The sequence below is a fragment of the Actinomadura sp. GC306 genome (assembly GCF_004348665.1).
GTDB lineage: Bacteria > Actinomycetota > Actinomycetes > Streptosporangiales > Streptosporangiaceae > Spirillospora.
Genome location: NZ_SMKM01000115.1, coordinates 1 through 18,868, shown reverse-complemented (window position 1 = coordinate 18,868; position 18,868 = coordinate 1). Strand labels below are relative to the sequence as shown.

At 71.4% G+C, this 18,868-nt stretch carries 19 protein-coding genes and 1 pseudogene; 8 read left to right on the top strand and 12 right to left on the bottom strand.

Features of this window, described 5'->3' with window-relative positions; genetic code table 11:
• On the bottom strand, nucleotides 1–232 hold a 232-nt coding region (locus tag E1200_RS34400; RefSeq protein WP_207933399.1), incomplete at its 3' end, for a hypothetical protein.
• A gap of 145 nt (nucleotides 233–377) precedes the next feature.
• Between E1200_RS34400 and E1200_RS17665 the strand changes: the two genes are divergently transcribed.
• Entirely contained in the window at nucleotides 378–1,523 is a 1,146-nt protein-coding gene (locus tag E1200_RS17665; protein ID WP_243708641.1) for an AI-2E family transporter, read from the top strand.
• Nucleotides 1,524–1,631: 108 nt separating this feature from the next.
• On the opposite strand, the gene E1200_RS17660 is transcribed toward E1200_RS17665, so the two are convergent.
• From E1200_RS17660 to E1200_RS17645, 4 genes are all read right to left on the bottom strand, one after another.
• Nucleotides 1,632–2,423: an alpha/beta fold hydrolase gene (locus E1200_RS17660; protein ID WP_131953130.1), complete on the bottom strand. Its 792-nt coding sequence runs from the start codon at nucleotides 2,421–2,423 to the stop codon at nucleotides 1,632–1,634.
• A gap of 101 nt (nucleotides 2,424–2,524) precedes the next feature.
• Entirely contained in the window at nucleotides 2,525–3,247 is a 723-nt protein-coding gene (locus E1200_RS17655; protein ID WP_131953129.1) for an alpha/beta hydrolase, read from the bottom strand.
• Between the two features lie 8 nt (nucleotides 3,248–3,255).
• Nucleotides 3,256–3,567 (bottom strand): ATP/GTP-binding protein, encoded by a 312-nt coding sequence (locus tag E1200_RS17650; RefSeq protein WP_131953128.1) that lies wholly within the window; start codon nucleotides 3,565–3,567, stop codon nucleotides 3,256–3,258.
• 13 nt (nucleotides 3,568–3,580) lie between these two features.
• Entirely contained in the window at nucleotides 3,581–5,155 is a 1,575-nt protein-coding gene (locus tag E1200_RS17645; RefSeq protein ID WP_131953127.1) for a 3-hydroxyacyl-CoA dehydrogenase, read from the bottom strand.
• Nucleotides 5,156–5,211: 56 nt separating this feature from the next.
• Between E1200_RS17645 and E1200_RS17640 the strand changes: the two genes are divergently transcribed.
• Nucleotides 5,212–6,207 (top strand): LLM class flavin-dependent oxidoreductase, encoded by a 996-nt coding sequence (locus E1200_RS17640; protein WP_131953126.1) that lies wholly within the window; start codon nucleotides 5,212–5,214, stop codon nucleotides 6,205–6,207.
• Nucleotides 6,208–6,327: 120 nt separating this feature from the next.
• Here the strand turns inward: E1200_RS17640 and E1200_RS17635 are convergent, their stop codons facing one another.
• Together E1200_RS17635 and E1200_RS17630 are read right to left on the bottom strand one after the other, a co-directional pair.
• Nucleotides 6,328–6,714 (bottom strand): SCO5389 family protein, encoded by a 387-nt coding sequence (locus E1200_RS17635; RefSeq protein WP_131953125.1) that lies wholly within the window; start codon nucleotides 6,712–6,714, stop codon nucleotides 6,328–6,330.
• Nucleotides 6,715–6,974: 260 nt separating this feature from the next.
• Nucleotides 6,975–7,163: a hypothetical protein gene (locus E1200_RS17630; RefSeq protein ID WP_165950351.1), complete on the bottom strand. Its 189-nt coding sequence runs from the start codon at nucleotides 7,161–7,163 to the stop codon at nucleotides 6,975–6,977.
• Between the two features lie 146 nt (nucleotides 7,164–7,309).
• On the opposite strand from E1200_RS17630, the gene nucS reads away from it, so the two are divergent.
• The 5 genes from nucS (at nucleotide 7,310) to E1200_RS17605 (ending at nucleotide 11,751) form a co-directional block, all read left to right on the top strand.
• Entirely contained in the window at nucleotides 7,310–7,990 is a 681-nt protein-coding gene (gene nucS / locus E1200_RS17625) for an endonuclease NucS (RefSeq protein ID WP_131953124.1), read from the top strand.
• Nucleotides 7,991–8,131: 141 nt separating this feature from the next.
• On the top strand, nucleotides 8,132–8,722 hold the full coding sequence (locus E1200_RS17620; RefSeq protein WP_243708640.1) for a TetR/AcrR family transcriptional regulator: 591 nt from the start codon (nucleotides 8,132–8,134) through the stop codon (nucleotides 8,720–8,722).
• 80 nt (nucleotides 8,723–8,802) lie between these two features.
• Complete coding sequence (locus E1200_RS17615) at nucleotides 8,803–9,591, top strand: site-2 protease family protein (protein ID WP_131953123.1); 789 nt, start codon at nucleotides 8,803–8,805, stop codon at nucleotides 9,589–9,591.
• A gap of 103 nt (nucleotides 9,592–9,694) precedes the next feature.
• Nucleotides 9,695–11,194: an aldehyde dehydrogenase family protein gene (locus E1200_RS17610; protein WP_131953122.1), complete on the top strand. Its 1,500-nt coding sequence runs from the start codon at nucleotides 9,695–9,697 to the stop codon at nucleotides 11,192–11,194.
• A 62-nt stretch (nucleotides 11,195–11,256) separates the two neighbouring features.
• Complete coding sequence (locus tag E1200_RS17605) at nucleotides 11,257–11,751, top strand: GNAT family N-acetyltransferase (protein ID WP_131953121.1); 495 nt, start codon at nucleotides 11,257–11,259, stop codon at nucleotides 11,749–11,751.
• A gap of 9 nt (nucleotides 11,752–11,760) precedes the next feature.
• On the opposite strand, the gene E1200_RS17600 is transcribed toward E1200_RS17605, so the two are convergent.
• Nucleotides 11,761–13,176, bottom strand: coding sequence for an MBL fold metallo-hydrolase (locus tag E1200_RS17600; RefSeq protein WP_131953120.1), 1,416 nt, complete (start codon nucleotides 13,174–13,176; stop codon nucleotides 11,761–11,763).
• A 120-nt stretch (nucleotides 13,177–13,296) separates the two neighbouring features.
• Between E1200_RS17600 and E1200_RS17595 the strand changes: the two genes are divergently transcribed.
• Nucleotides 13,297–14,385 (top strand): sulfite oxidase, encoded by a 1,089-nt coding sequence (locus E1200_RS17595; protein WP_131953119.1) that lies wholly within the window; start codon nucleotides 13,297–13,299, stop codon nucleotides 14,383–14,385.
• A 137-nt stretch (nucleotides 14,386–14,522) separates the two neighbouring features.
• Here E1200_RS17595 and E1200_RS17590 read toward each other — a convergent pair whose 3' ends face one another.
• From E1200_RS17590 to E1200_RS17570, 4 genes and pseudogenes are all read right to left on the bottom strand, one after another.
• Nucleotides 14,523–16,178 carry an HNH endonuclease signature motif containing protein gene (locus tag E1200_RS17590; protein WP_131953118.1) on the bottom strand — a complete coding sequence of 552 codons (1,656 nt, stop codon included), beginning with the start codon at nucleotides 16,176–16,178 and terminating at the stop codon, nucleotides 14,523–14,525.
• Nucleotides 16,179–17,136: 958 nt separating this feature from the next.
• Nucleotides 17,137–17,244, bottom strand: a pseudogene (locus E1200_RS34850) (aminotransferase); the annotation flags it as partial.
• Between the two features lie 12 nt (nucleotides 17,245–17,256).
• Nucleotides 17,257–17,700: a hypothetical protein gene (locus tag E1200_RS17575; RefSeq protein WP_131953117.1), complete on the bottom strand. Its 444-nt coding sequence runs from the start codon at nucleotides 17,698–17,700 to the stop codon at nucleotides 17,257–17,259.
• A gap of 14 nt (nucleotides 17,701–17,714) precedes the next feature.
• Nucleotides 17,715–18,785 (bottom strand): DUF6745 domain-containing protein, encoded by a 1,071-nt coding sequence (locus E1200_RS17570; RefSeq protein ID WP_207933398.1) that lies wholly within the window; start codon nucleotides 18,783–18,785, stop codon nucleotides 17,715–17,717.
• Between the last annotated feature and the right edge of the window lie 83 nt (nucleotides 18,786–18,868).

The window sequence follows — 18,868 nt, the reverse complement described above, 5'->3', positions numbered from 1 at the left end:
CTCCACCCGCCGACGACACGACCGCGACCGGGCAGGCGGACGGCCCGCCGGCGGAACCCGACGGCACCGATACGGCCCCACCCAGCGAGGACGCCACGCCGGACGAGTGCACCACGTCGGACCAGAGCACCACGTCGGACCAGAGCACCGCCCCCCACGAGGGCACCGCATCGGACGAGAGCACCACATCGGACGAGAGCACCACGTCGGACAAGGGCACCACCTCCGGCAAGAGCACCACCTCCGGCGAGGGCACCGCGCCTGATGAGAGTCTTGTGGCGGACAGTGGGGCCTTGAAGGCCGAGGAGATCGAGGAGCCGGCTCGGGAACGGGATCCGGCTACCGGGACGCCTGTCGGGGTGCCGGCGGTGGTTCCCGTGACCGCACGGGAGCTGCCCTCGCCGGGGGCGCCTGATCCGGCGCACAACGTCGAGCAGCGCCGGCGTGAGGCGGGGGTCGACCAGATGTTCCCGTTCGGGCGGCCCGGTCAGCCGCTCGGACGCGCCCATCCGTTCGTGTTCGGGTTCACCGCCGCGCTCGGCGTGATCACCGCGTGGCTGCTGGTGCAGGCCGCGGCCAACGCCAAGTCCGTGATCGTGATGATCGTGGTGGCGATGTTCCTCGCGGTCGGGCTGAACCCGGCGGTGGAGCGGCTGCGCCGCTTCGGGCTGCCGCGCGGGGCGGCGGTCGCGGCGGTGTTCCTGCTGGTGCTGCTGTTCTTCTCGGGGTTCGTGGCCTCGCTCGTCCAGCCGATCACCGAGCAGGTCACCGAGCTGCGCAAGAGCATCCCCGAGTACGTCACGCAGCTGCAGAACAACACGACGCTGGCCGAGTGGGACAAGCGGTACGGACTCCTCGACCGCGCCGAGAAGACCGTGAACAGCCCGGACTTCCAGAACAGCCTCACCGACACGGCCACCGGCATCGGCAAGGTCGCGATCAACGGCGTCTTCCAGACGCTCACGATCCTCATCCTGACGCTGTACTTCCTCAGTTCGCTGCCGCAGATCAAGACGTTCTTCTACAAGCTGGCGCCGCGGTCCCGGCGGGCGCGCGTCGCGCTGCTCGGCGACGAGATCCTCGACCGGATAGGCGGGTACGTCGCGGGGCAGTTCACGATCGCGTTCATCGCGGGCGTGTCCTCGTACATCTTCCTGTCGATCCTCGGGGTGAAGTACGCCCTGGCGCTGTCGCTGATCGTCTCGGTGACCGCGCTGGTCCCGCTGGTCGGCGCGACGATCGGCGCGGTGGTGGTGGGGCTGGTGGCGTTCCTGACGGGGACGACCACCGACCTCATCGCCGTCGTGATCTTCTACGTGGTCTACCAGCAGGTGGAGAACTACCTGGTGTACCCGCGCGTCATGAAGCGGACGGTGGACGTCCAGCCCGCGGTGACGATCGTCGCGGCGCTCGTCGGGGCGGCGCTGCTAGGCGTGGTCGGGGCGCTGCTCGCGATCCCGACCGCGGCGGCGATCTCGCTGCTGGTCCGCGAGGTCGCGATGCCGCGACAGGAGACGCTCTAGTTTCCCTGGTCTCCCAGGCGGCCGGAGGGCGGGTCTGCCGGACGGCGGGTCTGCCGGACGGCGGGTCAGCCGGACGGCGGGTCAGCCGGACGGCGGGGTGATGGGGTGTCAGCGGCTGGTTCTGGCCAGGGCGGCGGCGAACTCGGCGACGGCCTGGTTGAACAGGTCCGGCTGCTCGACCGCACACAGGTGCCCGGCGCGCGGGATGACGAGCAGTTCCGCGTTCGGCAGCGCCTCCGACATGGCGCGGGCCTCGTCCTCGGTGGCGAGCGCGTCCTCGTCGCCGATCATGACGAGGGCGGGCGCCCGCAGGTTGCGGAGCGTGTCGAACGCCTCCGCGCGCCCGGCCATGGCCCGCTGCGCCCACGCGGCGGCGAGCGGCGGGGTGGCCTGGACGAGCCCGCGCACGCGCCCGTAGACGAGGGCGCGCCGCTGGAGCGTCGTGGGTCCGATGAGGCCGGGCAGCACCTCGTCCACCAGGACGTCGGTGGTGCCGTCGCGTTCCAGCCGCTCCGCCTGCCGCAGCCGGAACTCGCGGACGGGGTCGGTGTCGGCTGTGGCGCGGGTGGCCGCCAGGACCAGGCCGAGGACGAGGTCGGGGTGGCGCCGGCACAGCGCCATCGCCACGTACCCGCCCATGGACAGCCCGCCGACCACGGCCCGCCGGACGCCGAGGGTGCGGAACATGCGGGCGACGTCGTCGGCCATCGCGTCGATCGACGGCTCGCCGTCGCCGAGCACGGATCCGCCGAAGCCGCGCAGGTCGGGGGTGATGACGCGGAACCGGCTCGCGAGGCCCTCCCGCTGGGCGAGCCACATCGCCGAGGAGAGCGGGAAGGCGTGCAACAGGACGAGCGGCGTGCCGGATCCGACGTCCCTGGCGTACAGCTGCACGGTCATGGACGGTCCCTCCGAACGGCACGCCGGGCACGATCGCTAAGCCATCGTTACCCGCTATCGGGGCGTCCGTGACGAGAGTGGCCGCGATCGGCCGCGTGCGACTATTCGCCCGGTTCGTCCCATTCGGTGGGCAGTGGGACCGCCGCCGGGTTGACCCGCTGCACGATCTCGTTCAGGACGATCCGGACATACGGCTCACCGACCCACAGGTGCTTGGCGTTGTCCACCCCGATCACCTCGGCCTGCGGGACGCGCTTGAACCGCTCCCGGGCCTCCGCCGGGCGCAGGAAGTCGTCCAGCTCCGGGACCAGTGCCACCACCGGCCGGCCGTCGGCGGCCCAGGCGTCCAGGTCGGCGTCGTCCGCGCGGCGCAGCGGCGGGGACAGCAGGAGCAGGCCCTCCACCAGCGGGTCGCGGCCCCACTTCAGCGCGAGCTCGGTGCCGAACGACCAGCCGAGCAGCCACGGGTGCGGCAGGTCGTGGTAGTCGGCGTACTCCAGCGCCGCCGCCACGTCGTACCGCTCGGTCTCCCCGTCGCCGAACTCGCCCTGGCTCGTGCCGCGCGCCGACGTCGTCCCGCGCGTGTTGAACCGCAGCACCGCGAGGCCGGCGAGCGCGGGCAGCCGGTAGGACGCCTTGCGCAGGACGTGGCTGTCCATCATCCCCTCGGCCGTGGGCAGCGGGTGCAGGCACACCAGCGTCGCCACCGGCGGCCGATCGGGGGGCAGTGCCAGCTCGCCGACGAGCTCCAGCCCGTCCGCGGTGTGCAGCGTGATCTCCTCGCGCCGCGCCGGCAGCACCGTGGACGCCCTGATCTCCGCCATGACCCTCCTTAGTAGCGCGGCGCGCCGCGGGACCGCATGATGCGGGGCGAGCGCCTGCCTCTGGCCTGCCAGCAGGGACGGTGCCAGTGCCGCCGGTCGCGGCCGTCCCGGTCGTCGGCCCGCCACGCGACGACGTGCGCGACGCCGGGCGGGATCTCCTGGTCGCACCCGGGGCACCGGTACGCCTTGGCCGCGCCCGCCCCCGAGATCGCCCGGACGACCCACTCGCCGTCCGGCCCCGCTTCGGTCTCCTGCACCCAGGACGCGCCGCCGCGGGCACCGCGCTCCGACACCGTGCGGCGATTCTTCCGGGGGCTCATGCCTTGAGCATATTCAGCGCAGCGGGCGTCCCGCGGTGACGTGCTCCGTGAGAAGGGGCACGGGAGCCACGGCGGGGTCGCGGGTCTCGCCGTGCAGGGCGTCCAGGACGGTGACCGCGCGGTCGAGGCCGAGGCGGTCGAGGTCGGCGATCGGGCCGGTCGGGTAGCCGCAGCCGAGCGTCATCGCGGCGTCGATGGAGTCGGCGTCGGCGTAGCCGGCGCCGAGCATGGCCGCGGCGTCGTTCAGGTAGGGGAAGCGCAGGGCGTCCACGATGAACCCCGCGCGGTCGCGGCAGCGGACGACCGTGAGCCCGAGGCGGCCGAGGAGTTCGGCGGCGCGGCCGGCGGTCTCCGGGCCGGTGGCGACCGTGGCGGCGAGCTCGGCGAGCGAGCCGGCGGGGTCCGGCAGGTGCAGGCCGACGGTGTCGGCGGGACGACCGGCGGCCATCGCCTGCTTGATCACCGAGCCGTCCACCGAGGTGACGGCGAGGACGGCGGCGGACCCGGCGGCCTGGGCGGCGGCCGACAGCAGCGCCCGCCCGGCCTCGGCGTCCTCGGCGGCCTCGATCACCAGGTCGCAGCCGGCGAGCCCGGCGGCGGAGTCGCGGATCTCGGCGCCCGCGCGGTCGCACAGCGCCCGGATCGCGTCCGCGAGCGGGCCGACGCCGACGACGCCCACGACCGGCGCCGGTCCGGCGGCGGCCGGTGCGGCCTCCTCGGCGGCGGACTTGTCGTAGGTGTAGAAGCCGCGGCCGGTCTTGCGGCCGAGGAGCCCGGCGGTGACGAGTTCGCGCAGCAGCGGGGAGGCGGCGTGGCGACGGTCCCGCGACTCGGCGTAGATCGCGTCCAGCACCTCCAGGCAGGTGTCGAGGCCGATCAGGTCCATCAGCGTGAACGGGCCCATCGGCAGGCCCGCGCCCGCCTTCATCGCGGCGTCGATGTCGTCGCGGGTGGCGTGCCCGGACTCCAGCATCGCCGCGGCCTGGTTCAGGTAGCCGAACAGCAGCCGGTTCGCGACGAACCCGGCGCGGTCCCCGATCGTCACCGGGGTCTTGCCGAGGCTCCGCACGAGGTCGGCGACGCGGGTGACGGCGTCCGGCTCGGTCAGCACGGTCGCGATGACCTCGACGAGCTTCATCACGGGCGCCGGGTTGAAGAAGTGCACCCCGACGATCTTGGTGGGACGGCCGGTGCTCACCGCGATGTCGGTGACCGGCAGCGACGAGGTGTTGGTGGCGAGGACGGCGTCGGCGCGGCACACCCGGTCCAGCTCGGCGAACACCGTGCGCTTCAGGTCGAGCCGCTCGGGGACGGCCTCGATGACGAGGTCGCAGTCGCCGAGGTCGGCGAAGTCGGTGGACAGCGCGACCCGGCCGAGGATCTCCCGCTGGGCGTCCTCGGTGAGCCGCCCGCGCTTGACGGCGCGTCCGGTGGAGGTCTCCAGGTGCCCGCGCCCCCGCTCCAGCGCGTCCTGGTTCACCTCGATGCCGACCACCGCGAGGCCGCCGCGCGCCAGCACCTCGGCGATGCCCGCGCCCATCGTGCCCAGTCCGACGACCCCGACCCTGCTGAACGAACCACCAGTCATGAAAAGCAGTCTCGCAGAGGTGCCGGACCGATTCCGATGGCGGGTACGACGGTGGCGTGCGCCTCGGAATCTTCCTCCTCGCCACCCGTTTCCCCCGCCAGGACGACAGCGCCGCCCTCTCCCGGACGGTCGAGGCCGCGGTCGCCGCCGAGCGGGCCGGATTCGACGACGTCTGGCTGGCCGAGCACCACTTCATGCCGTACGGGGTCGTCCCGTCGGCGACGCTCTTGGCCGGGCATCTGCTGGCCGTGACGCGGCGGATCCATGTCGGGACGGCCGTCAGCGTCCTGTCCACCGGGCATCCGGTGGCGCTCGCGGAGCAGGCGTCGATGCTGTCGCTGCTGTCGGGCGGCCGGTTCCGCCTCGGCGTGGGACGCGGCGGCCCCTGGCGCGACCTTGAGGTGTTCGGCACCGGTCTCCCCCGCTACGAACACGGCTTCGCCGAATCCCTGGACCTGCTCCTCACCTGGCTCCGGTCGGACCGGGTCTCCTGGGACGGGGAGCACTTCCGCTTCCGCGAGGTACCGGTCGTCCCGCGCGCGCTTGTGCCGCCTCCGGTGACGGTGGCGTGTACATCCCCTGCGACCGAGGAGCTGGCAGCGGAACGCGGGCTGCCGATGCTGCTGGGCATGCACGTCGGCGCGGACGAGAAGGCCGCCGCCGTCGCCCGGCACGGCCGCCCGGACCTCCCGCACATCTCCACCCATGTCGCCCAGGTCGCCGACTCGCGCGAGGAGGCCGTCGCAACCCTCATGACGGAGATGCCGCGCTGGTTGGGCCCCGGCCTGGACGGCTACGTCACCGTGGACGACCGTCCCCGCCCGCCCCGCGACCCCGTCGCCTACGCGCGCCGCATGTGCGACCTGCACGCGGTGGGCTCACCGGACGAATGCGTGGACGTCCTCGTGTCCACGGTCCAGAAGACGGGCATCAGGCACCTGATCCTCATGGTGGAGGCCGCAGGCTCCCGAACCGCAACCCTGCAGAACATCGCCCGCCTCGGCGAAGAGGTCCTCCCCCGGGTCCGCGCCGCCGTCGCGTCCACCGCGTGAACAAGACGCCTCCACGGCGTGCCAAGACGACCGTGGGTGACAGAAAACCGCCTGACAGACGACCGCGGCGTGCCGCCTGTGGACGACCACAGGGGCACGCCGCGGGTCGCGGGCCTCGCGTCAGCAGTCGCGGAGTTCCGGGGACTGGTTGAGGATCTGCTCCCGGGCCGTGACGAACGTCCGGTAGGCGTCCGAGTCGGCGGCCGGGAACACGGCGACGCGGTGGCAGTTCTGGAAGGCGAGCTTGATGCCGAAGTGCCGTTCCAGCGTGCCGCGCATGGCGTCGCTCGCCAGGACGCGGAGGAGCTGGCCGCGGGCCTGCTCGTCCGGCGGCGGCGTCAGGTTGTCGGCGAAGTCGCCGCCGTCCACCTGGAGCCGCGCCACCAGCCCGCTGATCATGTCCCACGCGTACGGGAGGGACGTTCTGATGCACTCGACGAACGCGGCGTCGCCGACCTCGCCCTGCTGGGCCGTCTCCAGGAGTTCCGGGGTCACGTCAAGAGACATGCGGGGGTCCTTTCGCCAGACGGAGGATGACTCCCACTCGCGACGTTAATCACGGTTCACTGAGAATTCCAGGGCTTGACAAGGGTTTTCATTCCGGCGAGTAAGCCGACGCGCTCAGCACGGGCACGTCAGCACGGGCACGTCAGCACGGGCACGTCAGCACGGACACCGTCAGCACGCGCACTTTCAACACGGGCACCGTCAGCACCGCATTTTCAACACGGGCACCGTCAGCACGCGCACTTTCAACACGGGCGCCTTCAGCGCAGCGGTGCGGTGCGTCCGGACGTCCGCCGGACCGGACGGGCGGCGGCGGCGCGCTCGGCGCGGTCGGCCCAGAACTCGCGGGCGCGGCGGGCGAACCGGCCCGCGCGCTCGGCCCGCGCCTCCTCCAGCCGCTCGCGCACCCGCTCCTTCATGAGCGACCGCATGATCTCGTGGTGGTACACGGTCTCTCCTCCTCGATGCAGGCCGCGAGTGACGCGGCCCTGCATCGAAGAGGCTCGTCCTAAGGCGCCCGGACGCGCATCGGCATGACGCCCTAGATCCGCGGTCGGGCCGCCTTAGGCCGCAGCGAGCACTAGAGTTGGGCGCCGTGCGTCTCGTTATCGCCCGCTGCAGCGTCGACTACGCCGGCAAGCTCACCGCCCACCTGCCGATGGCGCCGCGCCTGATCCTGATCAAGGCGGACGGGAGCGTCAGCGTGCACGCCGACGACCGCGCCTACAAGCCCCTCAACTGGATGAACCCGCCGTGCTCGATGCGCGAGGAGAGCTACACGGAGAACGGTGCCGTCGCGCGCTGGACGGTCACGCACGGCAAGTCGGGCGAGCGGCTCATCCTCACCATCGAGGAGATCCTGCACGACACGAGCCATGAGCTCGGCATCGACCCGGGCCTGCGCAAGGACGGCGTCGAGGCGCACCTGCAGGAGCTGCTCGCCGAGCACATCACGACGCTCGGGGACGGCTACACGCTCATCCGCCGAGAGTTCCCCACCGCGATCGGCCCGGTCGACATCCTGTGCCGGGACGCCGACAGCGCCACGGTCGCCATCGAGATCAAGCGGCGCGGGGAGATCGACGGGGTCGAGCAGCTGACCCGGTACCTGGAGCTGCTCAACCGGGACCCGCACCTCGCGCCCGTCCGCGGCGTGTTCGCCGCGCAGGAGATCAAGCCGCAGGCGCGGGTACTCGCCGCCGACCGGGGCATCCACTGCGTCACCCTCGACTACGACGCGCTGCGCGGCATCGAGCACGAGGGCACGCTGTTCTGACAGAAGCCGCTTGTCGCAGGCGGTGGCGACCGCCGCGGCCCGCTCGTTGCCGCCGAGCTTCGCGTAGATGTGGGTGGGGTGGATCTGACCGTATTGACGCAAGGCGCGGGCCGCAGTGCGGAGCGCCGGTAATGTTCAGGTATGCCGATGGCGACCACCACCACCGACCCGACGCGTGAGCGGATCATCGACGCCGCCGACGAGTGCTTCCGCCGATTCGGCGTCGCCAAGACGACGGTCGAGGACATCGCGGCCGCGGCGGGCCTGTCCCGGGCGACCGTGTACCGCAGCGTGACCGGCGGGCGGGACGAGCTGATCCTGGAGGTCGTGGTCCGCGACCTGCACCGGTTCCTAGACCGGCTCGCCGACCGGCTGCGCCGGGAGCGGTCGGTGGCCGAGGCGATCGTCGAGGGAACGCTCGACGCGATCGAGTACGTCCGCAACGAGCCGACGATCACCCACTTCCTGGTGCCGGAGGCGGCGGGGCACATGCAGGCGGCGGTGGCCGGGGCGGCGGAGCACGTGCTGGCGGTCTGCTGCGACTACGTCCGGCCCGCCTTCGAGAAGGCGCAGCGGCAGCGGACGCTGCGGGCCGACATCGAGGTGGAGGGGACGGTCGAGTTCCTGTTCCGCATCATCACCTCGCTGATCGTCATGAGGCGCGACCGGGACGCCGGGGAGCTGCGCCGCTTCCTGCGCACGTACGTCGTGCCGGTGATCGCGGCGCCGTGACTCCGCCGAGCGGGTAGCTTCAGAGATCGGACGGGGACCGGGGCGCCGGCGGGACCGGCGCGGCGAGAGGGGCCGAAAGCATGGAGGGGACTGCGCACGGGACGCGAGGGGGTGCGGCCGTCCGGCCGAGCCCGGTCTTCCTCGCGATCGTGGCGGCGACGGTCCTGTGCGGCCTGATCGCCTGGCGGTACGCGGACGACCCGGCTAAGCCGGCGCGGCTCGCGGTGTTCGGGTTCGTGCTCGCCGCGTGGATGCTGTCGCTGTGCCTGCACGAGTTCGGGCACGCGTACATGGCCTACCGGTCGGGCGACCACAGCGTCGTCGGCAAGGGCTACCTCACGCTGAACCCGCTCAAGTACTCCGACATCACGCTCAGCTTCCTGATCCCGGTGGTGTTCATCGTGCTCGGCGGCATCGGCCTGCCCGGCGGCGCCGTGTGGATCGAGCGGCACCGGATCCGCGGCCGGCTGCGGCACAGCCTGATCTCCGCGGCGGGCCCGCTGTCGAACGCGCTGTTCGCGATCATGCTCGCGGTGCTCTACAAGAACTTCGCCCACCAGGACCACGGCGTGTTCTGGCTGGGCGTCGCGTTCCTGGCGTTCCTGCAGGTCACGGCGGCGGTACTGAACCTGCTGCCGATCCCGGGGCTGGACGGCTTCGGCATCATCGAGCCGTACCTGCCGCGCGGCCTGGTCGACAAGGTCGCGCCCTACGGCGGCTACGCGTTCCTCATCCTGATCGCCCTGCTGTGGCTGGGCCCGATCAACCAGGCGTTCTTCGACGTGATCTTCAACATCACCGGCGCGCTGGGGCTGGACGAGTTCCCGATCCAGTTCGGGCACTCGCTCTTCCAGTGGTGGAGCGACTGAGGTCCGGCCCCCGTGGGGGTGCCCGTCCGGGACGTAGGGTGATTTACTAGCCCGCACACACGTGCAAGCAATCACTTACCAGGCTCCTCCCGGGAGGTTCCTCATGTCCGTGGCCACGGAGAGCGCCGAAACGTTCGCGTCCTTGAATCCGGCCACCGGCGAGGTCGTCGCCGAACATCCCGTCCAGGACGCCGCCGCCGTGGCCGCGGCGGTCGAGCGCGCCCGCGAGGCGGCCGACTGGTGGCGCGCCCTCGGCTGGCGGGAGCGCAGGCTGCGCCTGCTCAACATCAAGGGCTCGCTGACCCGCAACCTGAACCGGATGGCCGAGCTCGTCCACCAGGAGACCGGCAAGCCGGTGCCGGACGCCCAGCTGGAGACGATCATGGCGATCTCCCACCTGGACTGGGCCGCCCGCAACGCGCAGAAGACCCTCGGCCCGCGCACCGTCTTCCCGGGCCTCATGGCGATCAACCAGAAGTGCGTGCTGGAGTACCAGCCGCTCGGCGTCATCGGCGTCATCGGCCCCTGGAACTACCCGATCTTCACCCCGATGGGCTCCATCGCCTACGCGCTCGCCGCCGGCAACACCGTGGTGTTCAAGCCGTCGGAGTTCACCCCGGGCGTGGGCCTGCTCCTGGAGGAGCTCGTCTCGGCCGTCGTGCCCGAGCACCCCGTGCTGCAGACGATCACCGGGCTGGGCGAGACCGGCGCGGCGCTCGCCTCGTCCCCGCAGGTCGACAAGATCGCCTTCACCGGCTCGGCCCGGACCGCCAAGCGCGTCATGGCCGCCTGCGCGGAGAACCTCACGCCGATCGTGGCCGAGTGCGGCGGCAAGGACGCCTGCATCGTCGACTCCGACGCCGACCTCGACGCCGCCGCCGACGCGGCGCTGTGGGGCGCCATGTCGAACGCGGGCCAGACCTGCATCGGCGTCGAGCGCATCTACGTCGTCGACGACGCCTATGACGCGTTCCTCGGCAAGCTCACCGAGAAGGCGAAGGACCTGCGTCCCGGCTTCGACCGGGAGGCCGCCTACGGGCCGATCACGATGCCGGGCCAGCTCGACATCATCGAGCGCCACATCAAGGACGCCCTGGACAAGGGCGGCAAGGCCGTCGTCGGCGGCGCCGAGTCCGTGCGCAAGCCGTACGTGGAGCCGGTCGTGCTGGCCGACGTGCCGGACGATTCGTCCGCCGTGTCCGAGGAGACGTTCGGCCCGACGATCACCGTGCACCGGGTCAAGGACCTCGACGAGGCCGTCGAACGGACCAACCGCACCAACTACGGCCTCGCCGGGACGATCTTCTCCGGCAACAAGGCCCGCGCGATGGACGTCGCCCGCCGGATGCGCTCCGGCATGACGTCCATCAACGCGTTCGCCGCGTTCGCGCAGGTCGCCGCGCTGCCCTTCGGCGGCGTCGGCGAGTCCGGGTTCGGCCGCATCCACGGCGCGGACGGGCTGCGCGAGTTCACCCGCCCGAAGGCCATCACGCGGCAGCGGTTCTCGACGATGAACCTCACCTCCTTCGAGCGCACCGAGAAGGAGATGGCGCGCGTCCTCAACATGATCAACATGATGCACGGCCGCCGCTACAAGCGCTGACGCCGGCCGGCGCCCCCCGCCCCCGCCGGCCGGGCGCGGGGGCGCCGCCTACACTCGAAACCATGACATCCGGGACGTTCGGCGCACCGGTGCGCAGCCGCTTCCAGGCGCCGCTGCGCGCGACGCCACCGCCCCCGCCCGGAATCCGCCCGTTCCGCCACGCCGACGTCCCGGCACTGGTCCCGGTCATGTGGGACGCCTACCGCGGCACCCCCGACGAGACCGACGTCGGAGACCCCGAGGGCGCGGCCCGCGAGATCCGGCTCGCGCTCGACGGCGAGTACGGCACGTTCCTCCCCACGGCCTCGTTCGTCGCCGAGGACCGGAGCCGCCCCGTCGGCGCCGCACTGGTCACCCTCTACCGGGGCCTGCCACTGCTGGCCTTCCTCTTCACGGCGCCGTCCCATTCCGGCCTCGGCCTCGGGCAGGGGCTCGTCCACGCGGCCATGCGCGCGCTCACCGAGCAGGGCCACGACACCCTGACCCTCGCCGTCACCCGCCGCAACCGCCGCGCCCGCCGCCTCTACGAGCACCTCGGCTTCGTCGAGGTCGCCTGACCGGCCGGCTCACCGCGCGCCCGCGCCGACCGGGACCTCGACGGGATGGCCGGCGGCCCGCCAGGCGGTCATCCCGCCCAGCACGTTGAGGACGGGTTCGTCCCGGTGCGCGGCCACCAGGCTGGCGGCGACGGACGAGCGGTACCCGGTGCTGCAGGTGACGGCCAGGGGCTTGCCGCGGGGCACCCGGTCGAGCCGTCCGGGCAGCTCGGCGCCGGTGATGAACGCGGCGCCCGGGATGTGGCCCGCGGACCATTCGGCGGGCTGGCGGACGTCCAGCACGTCCACCTCCTCGGCCTGCACGCGGTCGTGGAGTTCCTCGACGCCGATCTGCGGGAGGCGCTCCAGCGGCCCGGCGTCCGCGCGCCACGCCCGCATGCCGCCGGCGAGCCAGCCGATGGGCGGGTCGTAGCCGATGCGCAGGAGGTCCCAGGTCACCGTCCACACGTCCTCGGGACGGTCCACGACGAGGACGACGCGGGCGGCCTCCGGCAGCACCGTCCCCGCCCAGGTGGCGAAGGACGATCCGAGACCGACGTTGAGCGCGCCCGGGATGTGGCTCCCGCCGAACGCCTCCGGCGCGCGGACGTCCAGCACCACGACCCCTTCGCCCTGTGCCCGCCGGACCTGGTCCACCTGCAGCGCCGGCGGCTCCGCGACCAGCGTGAGGGGCTCGACACCCGCCAGGTTCTGCGCCCGCATCCGGCGCCAGTACGGCGGGACGGCGGGCAGGGCGTCCGGCCGCAGGCACCGCTCGACGAACCGCTCCGGCGCGTCGACCTCGGCGAGCCGCTCGTTGGTGCGCCGCTCGTAACCGACCGTCGTGGACAGCCGGCTCCCGATGCTCCCACCGCACAGCGACCCGGCGACGTGGGTCGGAAAGACCTCAACGTGGTCGGGCAGCGCAAGAATCTTGTCCCGCACGCTGGCACAGAGCGCCCGCGCGGCCTCCTCGGCCTCTTCGCGCCCGCCGAGCAGATCCGGCCGCGCCAGATCACCGACCAGCAGCGCACCCCCGGAAAGCAGCAGCGCGGGTTCGTCCACGCCAAGATCCCGGTCGTAAACCAGCAGGCCGATGTGCTCGGGGGTGTGCCCAGGCGTGTGCAGCACCTCAATGCCGATCTCGCCGATCTCGAACTGCTCACCATCACGCAGCGGACGGTGCCGGTAGCCGAGGTCCGCGGCGGCCGAGCCGAGGGCCTGCGCACCGGTGCGCGCCGCGAGCTGCGTCACCCCGGAGAGGTAGTCGTTGTGGCCGTGCGAGTCCAGCGCGTACCGGATGCGCAGCCCCTTGCGGCGCGCGTATCCCAGGTAGTCGTCGACGTCCCGCCGGGGGTCGAACACCAGCGCCTCCCCGGTCTGCTCCGACCCCAGCAGGTACGACGCGTGCCCGAGTCCCTCGAAGTAGAACTGCTGGAAGAACATCGGCTTCCCTCCGGGTCGGGTACGGCCTTTCGCCCGCCATACCCGCAAACAACCGATTCGCACCTTGATGACCTGCGGAAAGACCGCATCAACCACGCGCTACGGGGGACCTCCACCGGCATGACTCCATGGGGGAAGCGGGACGACATGGTGGTGCACGACCACGACCCGTTCAACGCCGAGCCGCCCCGAACCGCACTCGCCGGGCACCGGACGACGCCGCACGACACGTTCTACAGCCGCAACCACGGCCCGGCCCCGGAGATCGACCCCGCCGCCTACCGGCTGACCGTGGACGGCCTGGTGCGCGACCCGCTGGACCTGTCCCTGGACCAACTGCGCGAACGGTTCGAAGAGGTCGAGGTGACGGCCACGCTCCAGTGCGCGGGCAACCGCCGGACCGGCCTGATGGAGGTGCGCGACATCCCCGGCGAGGAACCGTGGGGCTCCGGCGCGACCGCCACCGCGCACTGGACCGGAGTGCGCCTGGCCGACGTCCTCGTCCACGCGGGCCTGCACCCCGAAGCCGCCCACATAGCCTTCGCCGCGCCGGACGTGTCTCCGCTCCCGGACCCGCCCGAGCCCTTCGGCGGCTCCATCACCACCGCGAAGGCCATGAGCCCGGAGGTACTGCTCGCCTGGACCATGAACGGTGAGCCGCTCCCCCAGATCCACGGCGCCCCGCTGCGGGTGGTCGTCCCCGGCTGGATCGGCGCGCGCAGCGTCAAGTGGCTCACCCACATCACCGCGCAGGCCGAGCCGTCCGCCAACTACTTCCAGGCCACCGCCTACCGCGTCCTGCCTCCCGAGGCCGACCCCCGCACCAGCGGACCGGGCGAAGGCATCTCCCTGGGGCCGATCGCCCTGAACTGCGACATCCTCAGCCCGGACGACGGCGCCCAGGTACCGCCCGGCCCCACCCGGATAACCGGCTACGCCCTGGCCGGCGACGACCGCACCGTGGCCCGCGTGGACGTCTCCCTGAACGGCGGCGGAACCTGGACCCAGGCGAACCTGGACGCGGCAGACGAACCCTGGGCATGGCAGCACTGGCACACGACCCTAGACCTCTCGCCAGGCGAGGTGGAGATCACGGCAAGGGCCTGGGACTCCACAGGCGCGCTCCAACCAGAATCCCCGGCCCACCTGTGGAACCCCAAGGGCTACATCAACAACTCCTGGCCCCGCATCCACCTGAACTGCCACTGACAGCGCTCCCCAGGGCACTTGCCGCCCCAACCGAACCACAGCAGCCCCAGCGGATCTACCACCCCTGATCGACCGACGCGTCCGGCCCCGGTGGATGAACCGCCGGGGCTGATGCGTCTTCTGGAGAAGATCCCGCTTTACTGCCGTTCTGGGCGGACGAGGTACCAGGCGCCGGAGGGCGTGACCCAGATCAGCAGTCCAGCCCAGACCTGGAACAGTCTCCAGTCGGTGCGCTGCTTCAGCCTGTGGTGGCGTCTGCAGAGAGGCGCGAGATTGCAGCGGCACGTGATTCCGGGCTGCCAGGGCACCGTGTGGTCCAAGTCGCAGCGGTGGGAAGGCTGGTTGCACGTGGGAAACACGCACGTCGGGTGGCGGGCTTCGACCTCCCGCCGCATGGCCGCAGACGGCCGGTAGCCGGGTCTGCCGTGGACCTCATCGTCACCCTGACAAGCCGCGTCGCGGGCGCCTGCAAACTGACGATGGATCCGCTGCACAGTCTGCCGGACGGCACTCGGTAGTTCTCGGGGAGGGACGCGCCCCTGCACGTGTCTCAGGCGTCGCTCCACCTCATCGGCCAGGACCGCGATGCCGGTATCCCCGCCCCGCTCCTCATCCCCACCACCCGATTCGGTCCGCGGAACGCTCCCCTCGCAGGGGCCAGAGACAGCGGCCCCAGATGCCGCTCCGACTCCGACGCCGGGCATGGCCTCGCGGGTGGCGGCCAGCACCGATCGACCGATCGATGCACCATCACGACCGCCGGCGAGGCCACCACCCGGTTCGGTGCGCAGAGCACTCCGCTCCCCGAAGCCAGAGGCAACAGCCGCGAATGGCGCCCAATCGATACCGGGCATGGTGGCGCGAGTGGTGGCCATGCCCGATCGACCGGACGATGCACCATCACAACAATCGGCGGGGTGACCGCTCGCGTCCGCCGAGTTGGAGGCGGCGCTTTCGTCTCGCGTCTGTGTGAGAAGGACGCGGATGGCCTCGGGAAGCTCGGCTCCGTGCAGAAGTTGGGCGGCGAGGTCGGCGCGGATCGCGCTCAGTGGCCGGGTGTCGCCGTCGGCTTTGATGCCGTGCGCCGCGGCGGTGATCTTGTTGTAGATGGCGTGGGCGTCCTCGGTGGCCAGGTCGCACAGGGCCAGATCAGTGGTGCCGGACGGTGTGTCCCACAGCTCCAGCCGCCGCTGCCGGGCCGCCTCCCGCCTGCGTTCCTCGATCGCTTCGGGGGCGAGGCGCTGCGCGATCCTCCTGATGCGGCGGCGCAGTTGACCCGTGGTCTGACCGGACGCCGTCTCCAGCGCCGCACGCTCCACCCGTCCAGCCGCCTCTTCGGGAAGCCGGTCGGTGACATCGCAGATGACGCGGGCCTTGGCCATGTCGAGTCGTCCGGCGCCGAGCGCCTCTCCGGTCTCGGCCAGCGGGCCGGTCAGCCGTTCAGCGAGGTGAACCAGAGTGGCGGCGGTGTTGCTCGTGACGGTCAGCGCAGCAGCAACCTCTTCGGTGACCGACTCCCAGCCGGACAGAACCCGGTGGTCGGGGTCGGTCGCGTCCTCATCGGCGGTGCGGCGACGGGTGAGTTCGGCGATCGCGGCCAGCTCCCGCGCCTGCGCCCACGAGGTCTGCCGCCGGGCCGCCGCCGCGACCTGGAGCAATTCATCATCGGTCAGATCGTCCAGGCGGCCCTTCTCGCCCGAAAGACAGATCGCCAGTTGCGGACCAGGCGGAAACCACTCCCGCCCCTCCCATTCACGTCGGCCATCGGAGATCCCCCCGACCACTGCGGCCATTGCCACGCCACTTCACCCCCAACCCGAATTCACCCCTCCATTATAGCCGCCTCCCCACAACACCATCAGACAATCCAGACACGCCACATTACTATCACCCCCTTTCTATGCCCCATCAAGCCCAGCGGGAGAGCAGCGAACAACGAACTAAGACCTCCGCCAGGAACGGTCATCCCAGCCGACCGCTTTTCCGCGCGAAGCGCGGCACGACCAGCACCCCGCACCAACCCGCAGATGAACACCTCACCCGACCACCGCCGCAACCAACGTGACAGCAACCGGCAACACAGCGAAACGAGCGCATCCCACCTACGGAAGGCACCTCAGCCACCCACCCACGGCAACCATACAAAACCGATGAAACAAGAGAGACCAACAACGCACCCAGCCACAAGGCACCCACAACGGCCAACCGGCAGCACCCGGCAGCAGAAATTCCACACCAACGCACAAGTAATGCGGCATCGGCATGACGCTGCCGAGCCGCTGTTCTTCCACACGACCGGGTGCCATCAGCTGCCAATGCCCGGCGCACTGCAGAGCGACCAAGAACAATTATGCATAAAGGGCATACACAAGGGGCGCCGGAGTTGACCAAGCGCCCACGCCTCCCCCAACCCCGGGCTGATCTGCCTGGTTTCCAGGCCGAGCGCGCCGACCACGTCCAGGCGCCCCTTTGCCTGCGGGCGAGAACCTGATGACGGGCGGTGAGGCGGCGCAGGGGGCGCAGGGACGTTCGCAGTCGGGGTGGCCGAAACCCGCCAGGACCCGCCACCCGCGCACAGCGTCCTGCTGTCCGAGGGGGACAACACCACCGGGCGCACCGTCCAGGAGGCCATCGACGCCAGCCGCGTCGCGCAGAGTCGCGCAGATCCTCGTCTCCATCATCGCCTTCGGCCCCTACGGCAGCGTCGACATCGAGTCGCGTAACTCCTCGAACCGCGTACGACTAAAAGCCGGTGCCGCGGGGGCCGAGCAGCCACTTGCAGCCGCCGCACACCAGCCAGTCGCCGTCGCCGGCGGGCAGCGGCAGCCATCCGGCGGCCTGGGCGGCGTCCAGCAGGATGCAGCAAACGGTTCAGTCGGCGACCAGGCGGGAACCCCACCCATCGGCCGTGTATTCGCGCTGGCGGCGGATCACGTACCGTCCCGGCGTGCAGCCCGAGGCACCATGCTCGGGATGCAGCAGATAAACAGGGGCCGACGCCTCGAAGACGCCGATGGCGAGGCCGCCCAGGTCCGACACCTGCTTCGTCCAGCGGCAGGTGCCGGGGTCGGCGACGAGGGTGTGCGGATTGCCGCCCGCCTCGCCCCGCAGCACCTCGACGCCCTCGGCCGGCACGTCCGTCCAGGTGGCGTCCGACCAGACCGATACGAACACCGAGACTTCGGACAGGGGGATGACGATCAGGTCGCCCTGGGCCTGCAGCCCGTCGACGACGGGGATGCTCACCGAGTGTTCGAGATGGTCGAGCACGGCGAGCCCGGTCTGCCGGGATAGAGACGCGAGAGTCACGGTCATGGTAATCACCTCGATCAGGTTCGGCGGACGAGTCGTGAGTACTGGTCACCGGACAGCCCGTAGGTCCATCCGGCGGCGGCGACCGGATCGTCGAAGGCGCCCGGCACGGTCAGCCCGTACCGGCGGCGGTGCCCGTCGCGTTCGGTGGAGCCGTTGACCGCGAGCAGCACCCTGGTCCGCTCGCGCAGGTCGTAGAGCCGCAGCTCCGACCCGGGGTTGCCGGGGTCCGGCGCGGTGGCCACCAGCCGCAGCCCGGCCCGGTCGATGTAGTCGCCCCAGCCGATCTTCTCGATGGCGCACCGCCGGACCTCGATGTTGGTCTCCCGCGCGATCCGCTCGACGTCCGGGTCGTCGATCACCCAGGACGGCACTTTCGTCCCGTGCCAGGCGTGCACGTCCCACCCGTCCGCGAACCGGAGCGCGGGACCGTCCGGCCGGTGCAGCCGCACCTGCCCTTCGTCGCCCCAGACCTCGGTGTGGATCTCGACGGGCCGCTCGGACACCACGCAGACGTGCTCGCGCGGCCACCACCAGCCGCAGGACCGGACCGGCGTCGCCCACAGATCCAGCATGCGGTTCTGCTCCCGCGCGTACTCCACGCCGGACGTCCGAAGCGCGGCGTAGTGCGCGGACCAGGACGCGCAGAGAGCCGAGTACCAGGGGCCGTTCCGCCGAAACCTCGCCGACCCCGACCCCGACCCCAGGACCATGGCGAGCGTGCCATTACCGGAGGCCGCGATGGGTGCCCGGACCAGCTGCCCCATCAGCCTGTCCAACGCGGGATGGTCCCGGACGGCGGTGACGTCGAGCCGCGTGGTCAGTTCGCTGATCTGCCTGCGGAAGTGCAATGGCAGCGGCCATTCGGCCAAACGGTCGGCGGTCTCGGCAGCACGCAAACGCAGGCCGGGCGGGACGGTCTCCAGGGCGGCGATGGGCGAGGCGACCCAGTGGAACCGCGGCGGCTCGAACCCGATCAGCCGGTACAACTCGGAGATGGCGGCCTCGGCGGCCGGACGGTCGGCGGGCGCGGTGGAGAGCAGATGCCCGAGCCATTCCGCGCGGATCTCGGCAGCTTCCCGCTGCACGAGAACATTCACCGGACGAGGGCGGCAACGCCCCTTTCAAAGATCATGATCCGGATCATGACAGACCACACCCCAACCCGTCC

Coding starts and splice junctions, on each gene's coding strand:
- E1200_RS17660 (WP_131953130.1), bottom strand. CDS start 2,423: ATGACCGTGCAGCTGTACGCCAGGGACGTCGGATCCGGCACGCCGCTC.
- E1200_RS17610 (WP_131953122.1), top strand. CDS start 9,695: ATGTCCGTGGCCACGGAGAGCGCCGAAACGTTCGCGTCCTTGAATCCG.
- E1200_RS17650 (WP_131953128.1), bottom strand. CDS start 3,567: ATGAGCCCCCGGAAGAATCGCCGCACGGTGTCGGAGCGCGGTGCCCGC.
- E1200_RS17620 (WP_243708640.1), top strand. CDS start 8,132: ATGCCGATGGCGACCACCACCACCGACCCGACGCGTGAGCGGATCATC.
- E1200_RS17575 (WP_131953117.1), bottom strand. CDS start 17,700: ATGACCGTGACTCTCGCGTCTCTATCCCGGCAGACCGGGCTCGCCGTG.
- E1200_RS17600 (WP_131953120.1), bottom strand. CDS start 13,176: ATGTTCTTCCAGCAGTTCTACTTCGAGGGACTCGGGCACGCGTCGTAC.
- E1200_RS17655 (WP_131953129.1), bottom strand. CDS start 3,247: ATGGCGGAGATCAGGGCGTCCACGGTGCTGCCGGCGCGGCGCGAGGAG.
- E1200_RS17595 (WP_131953119.1), top strand. CDS start 13,297: ATGACTCCATGGGGGAAGCGGGACGACATGGTGGTGCACGACCACGAC.
- E1200_RS17645 (WP_131953127.1), bottom strand. CDS start 5,155: ATGACTGGTGGTTCGTTCAGCAGGGTCGGGGTCGTCGGACTGGGCACG.
- E1200_RS17615 (WP_131953123.1), top strand. CDS start 8,803: ATGGAGGGGACTGCGCACGGGACGCGAGGGGGTGCGGCCGTCCGGCCG.
- E1200_RS17635 (WP_131953125.1), bottom strand. CDS start 6,714: ATGTCTCTTGACGTGACCCCGGAACTCCTGGAGACGGCCCAGCAGGGC.
- E1200_RS17590 (WP_131953118.1), bottom strand. CDS start 16,178: ATGGCCGCAGTGGTCGGGGGGATCTCCGATGGCCGACGTGAATGGGAG.
- E1200_RS17605 (WP_131953121.1), top strand. CDS start 11,257: ATGACATCCGGGACGTTCGGCGCACCGGTGCGCAGCCGCTTCCAGGCG.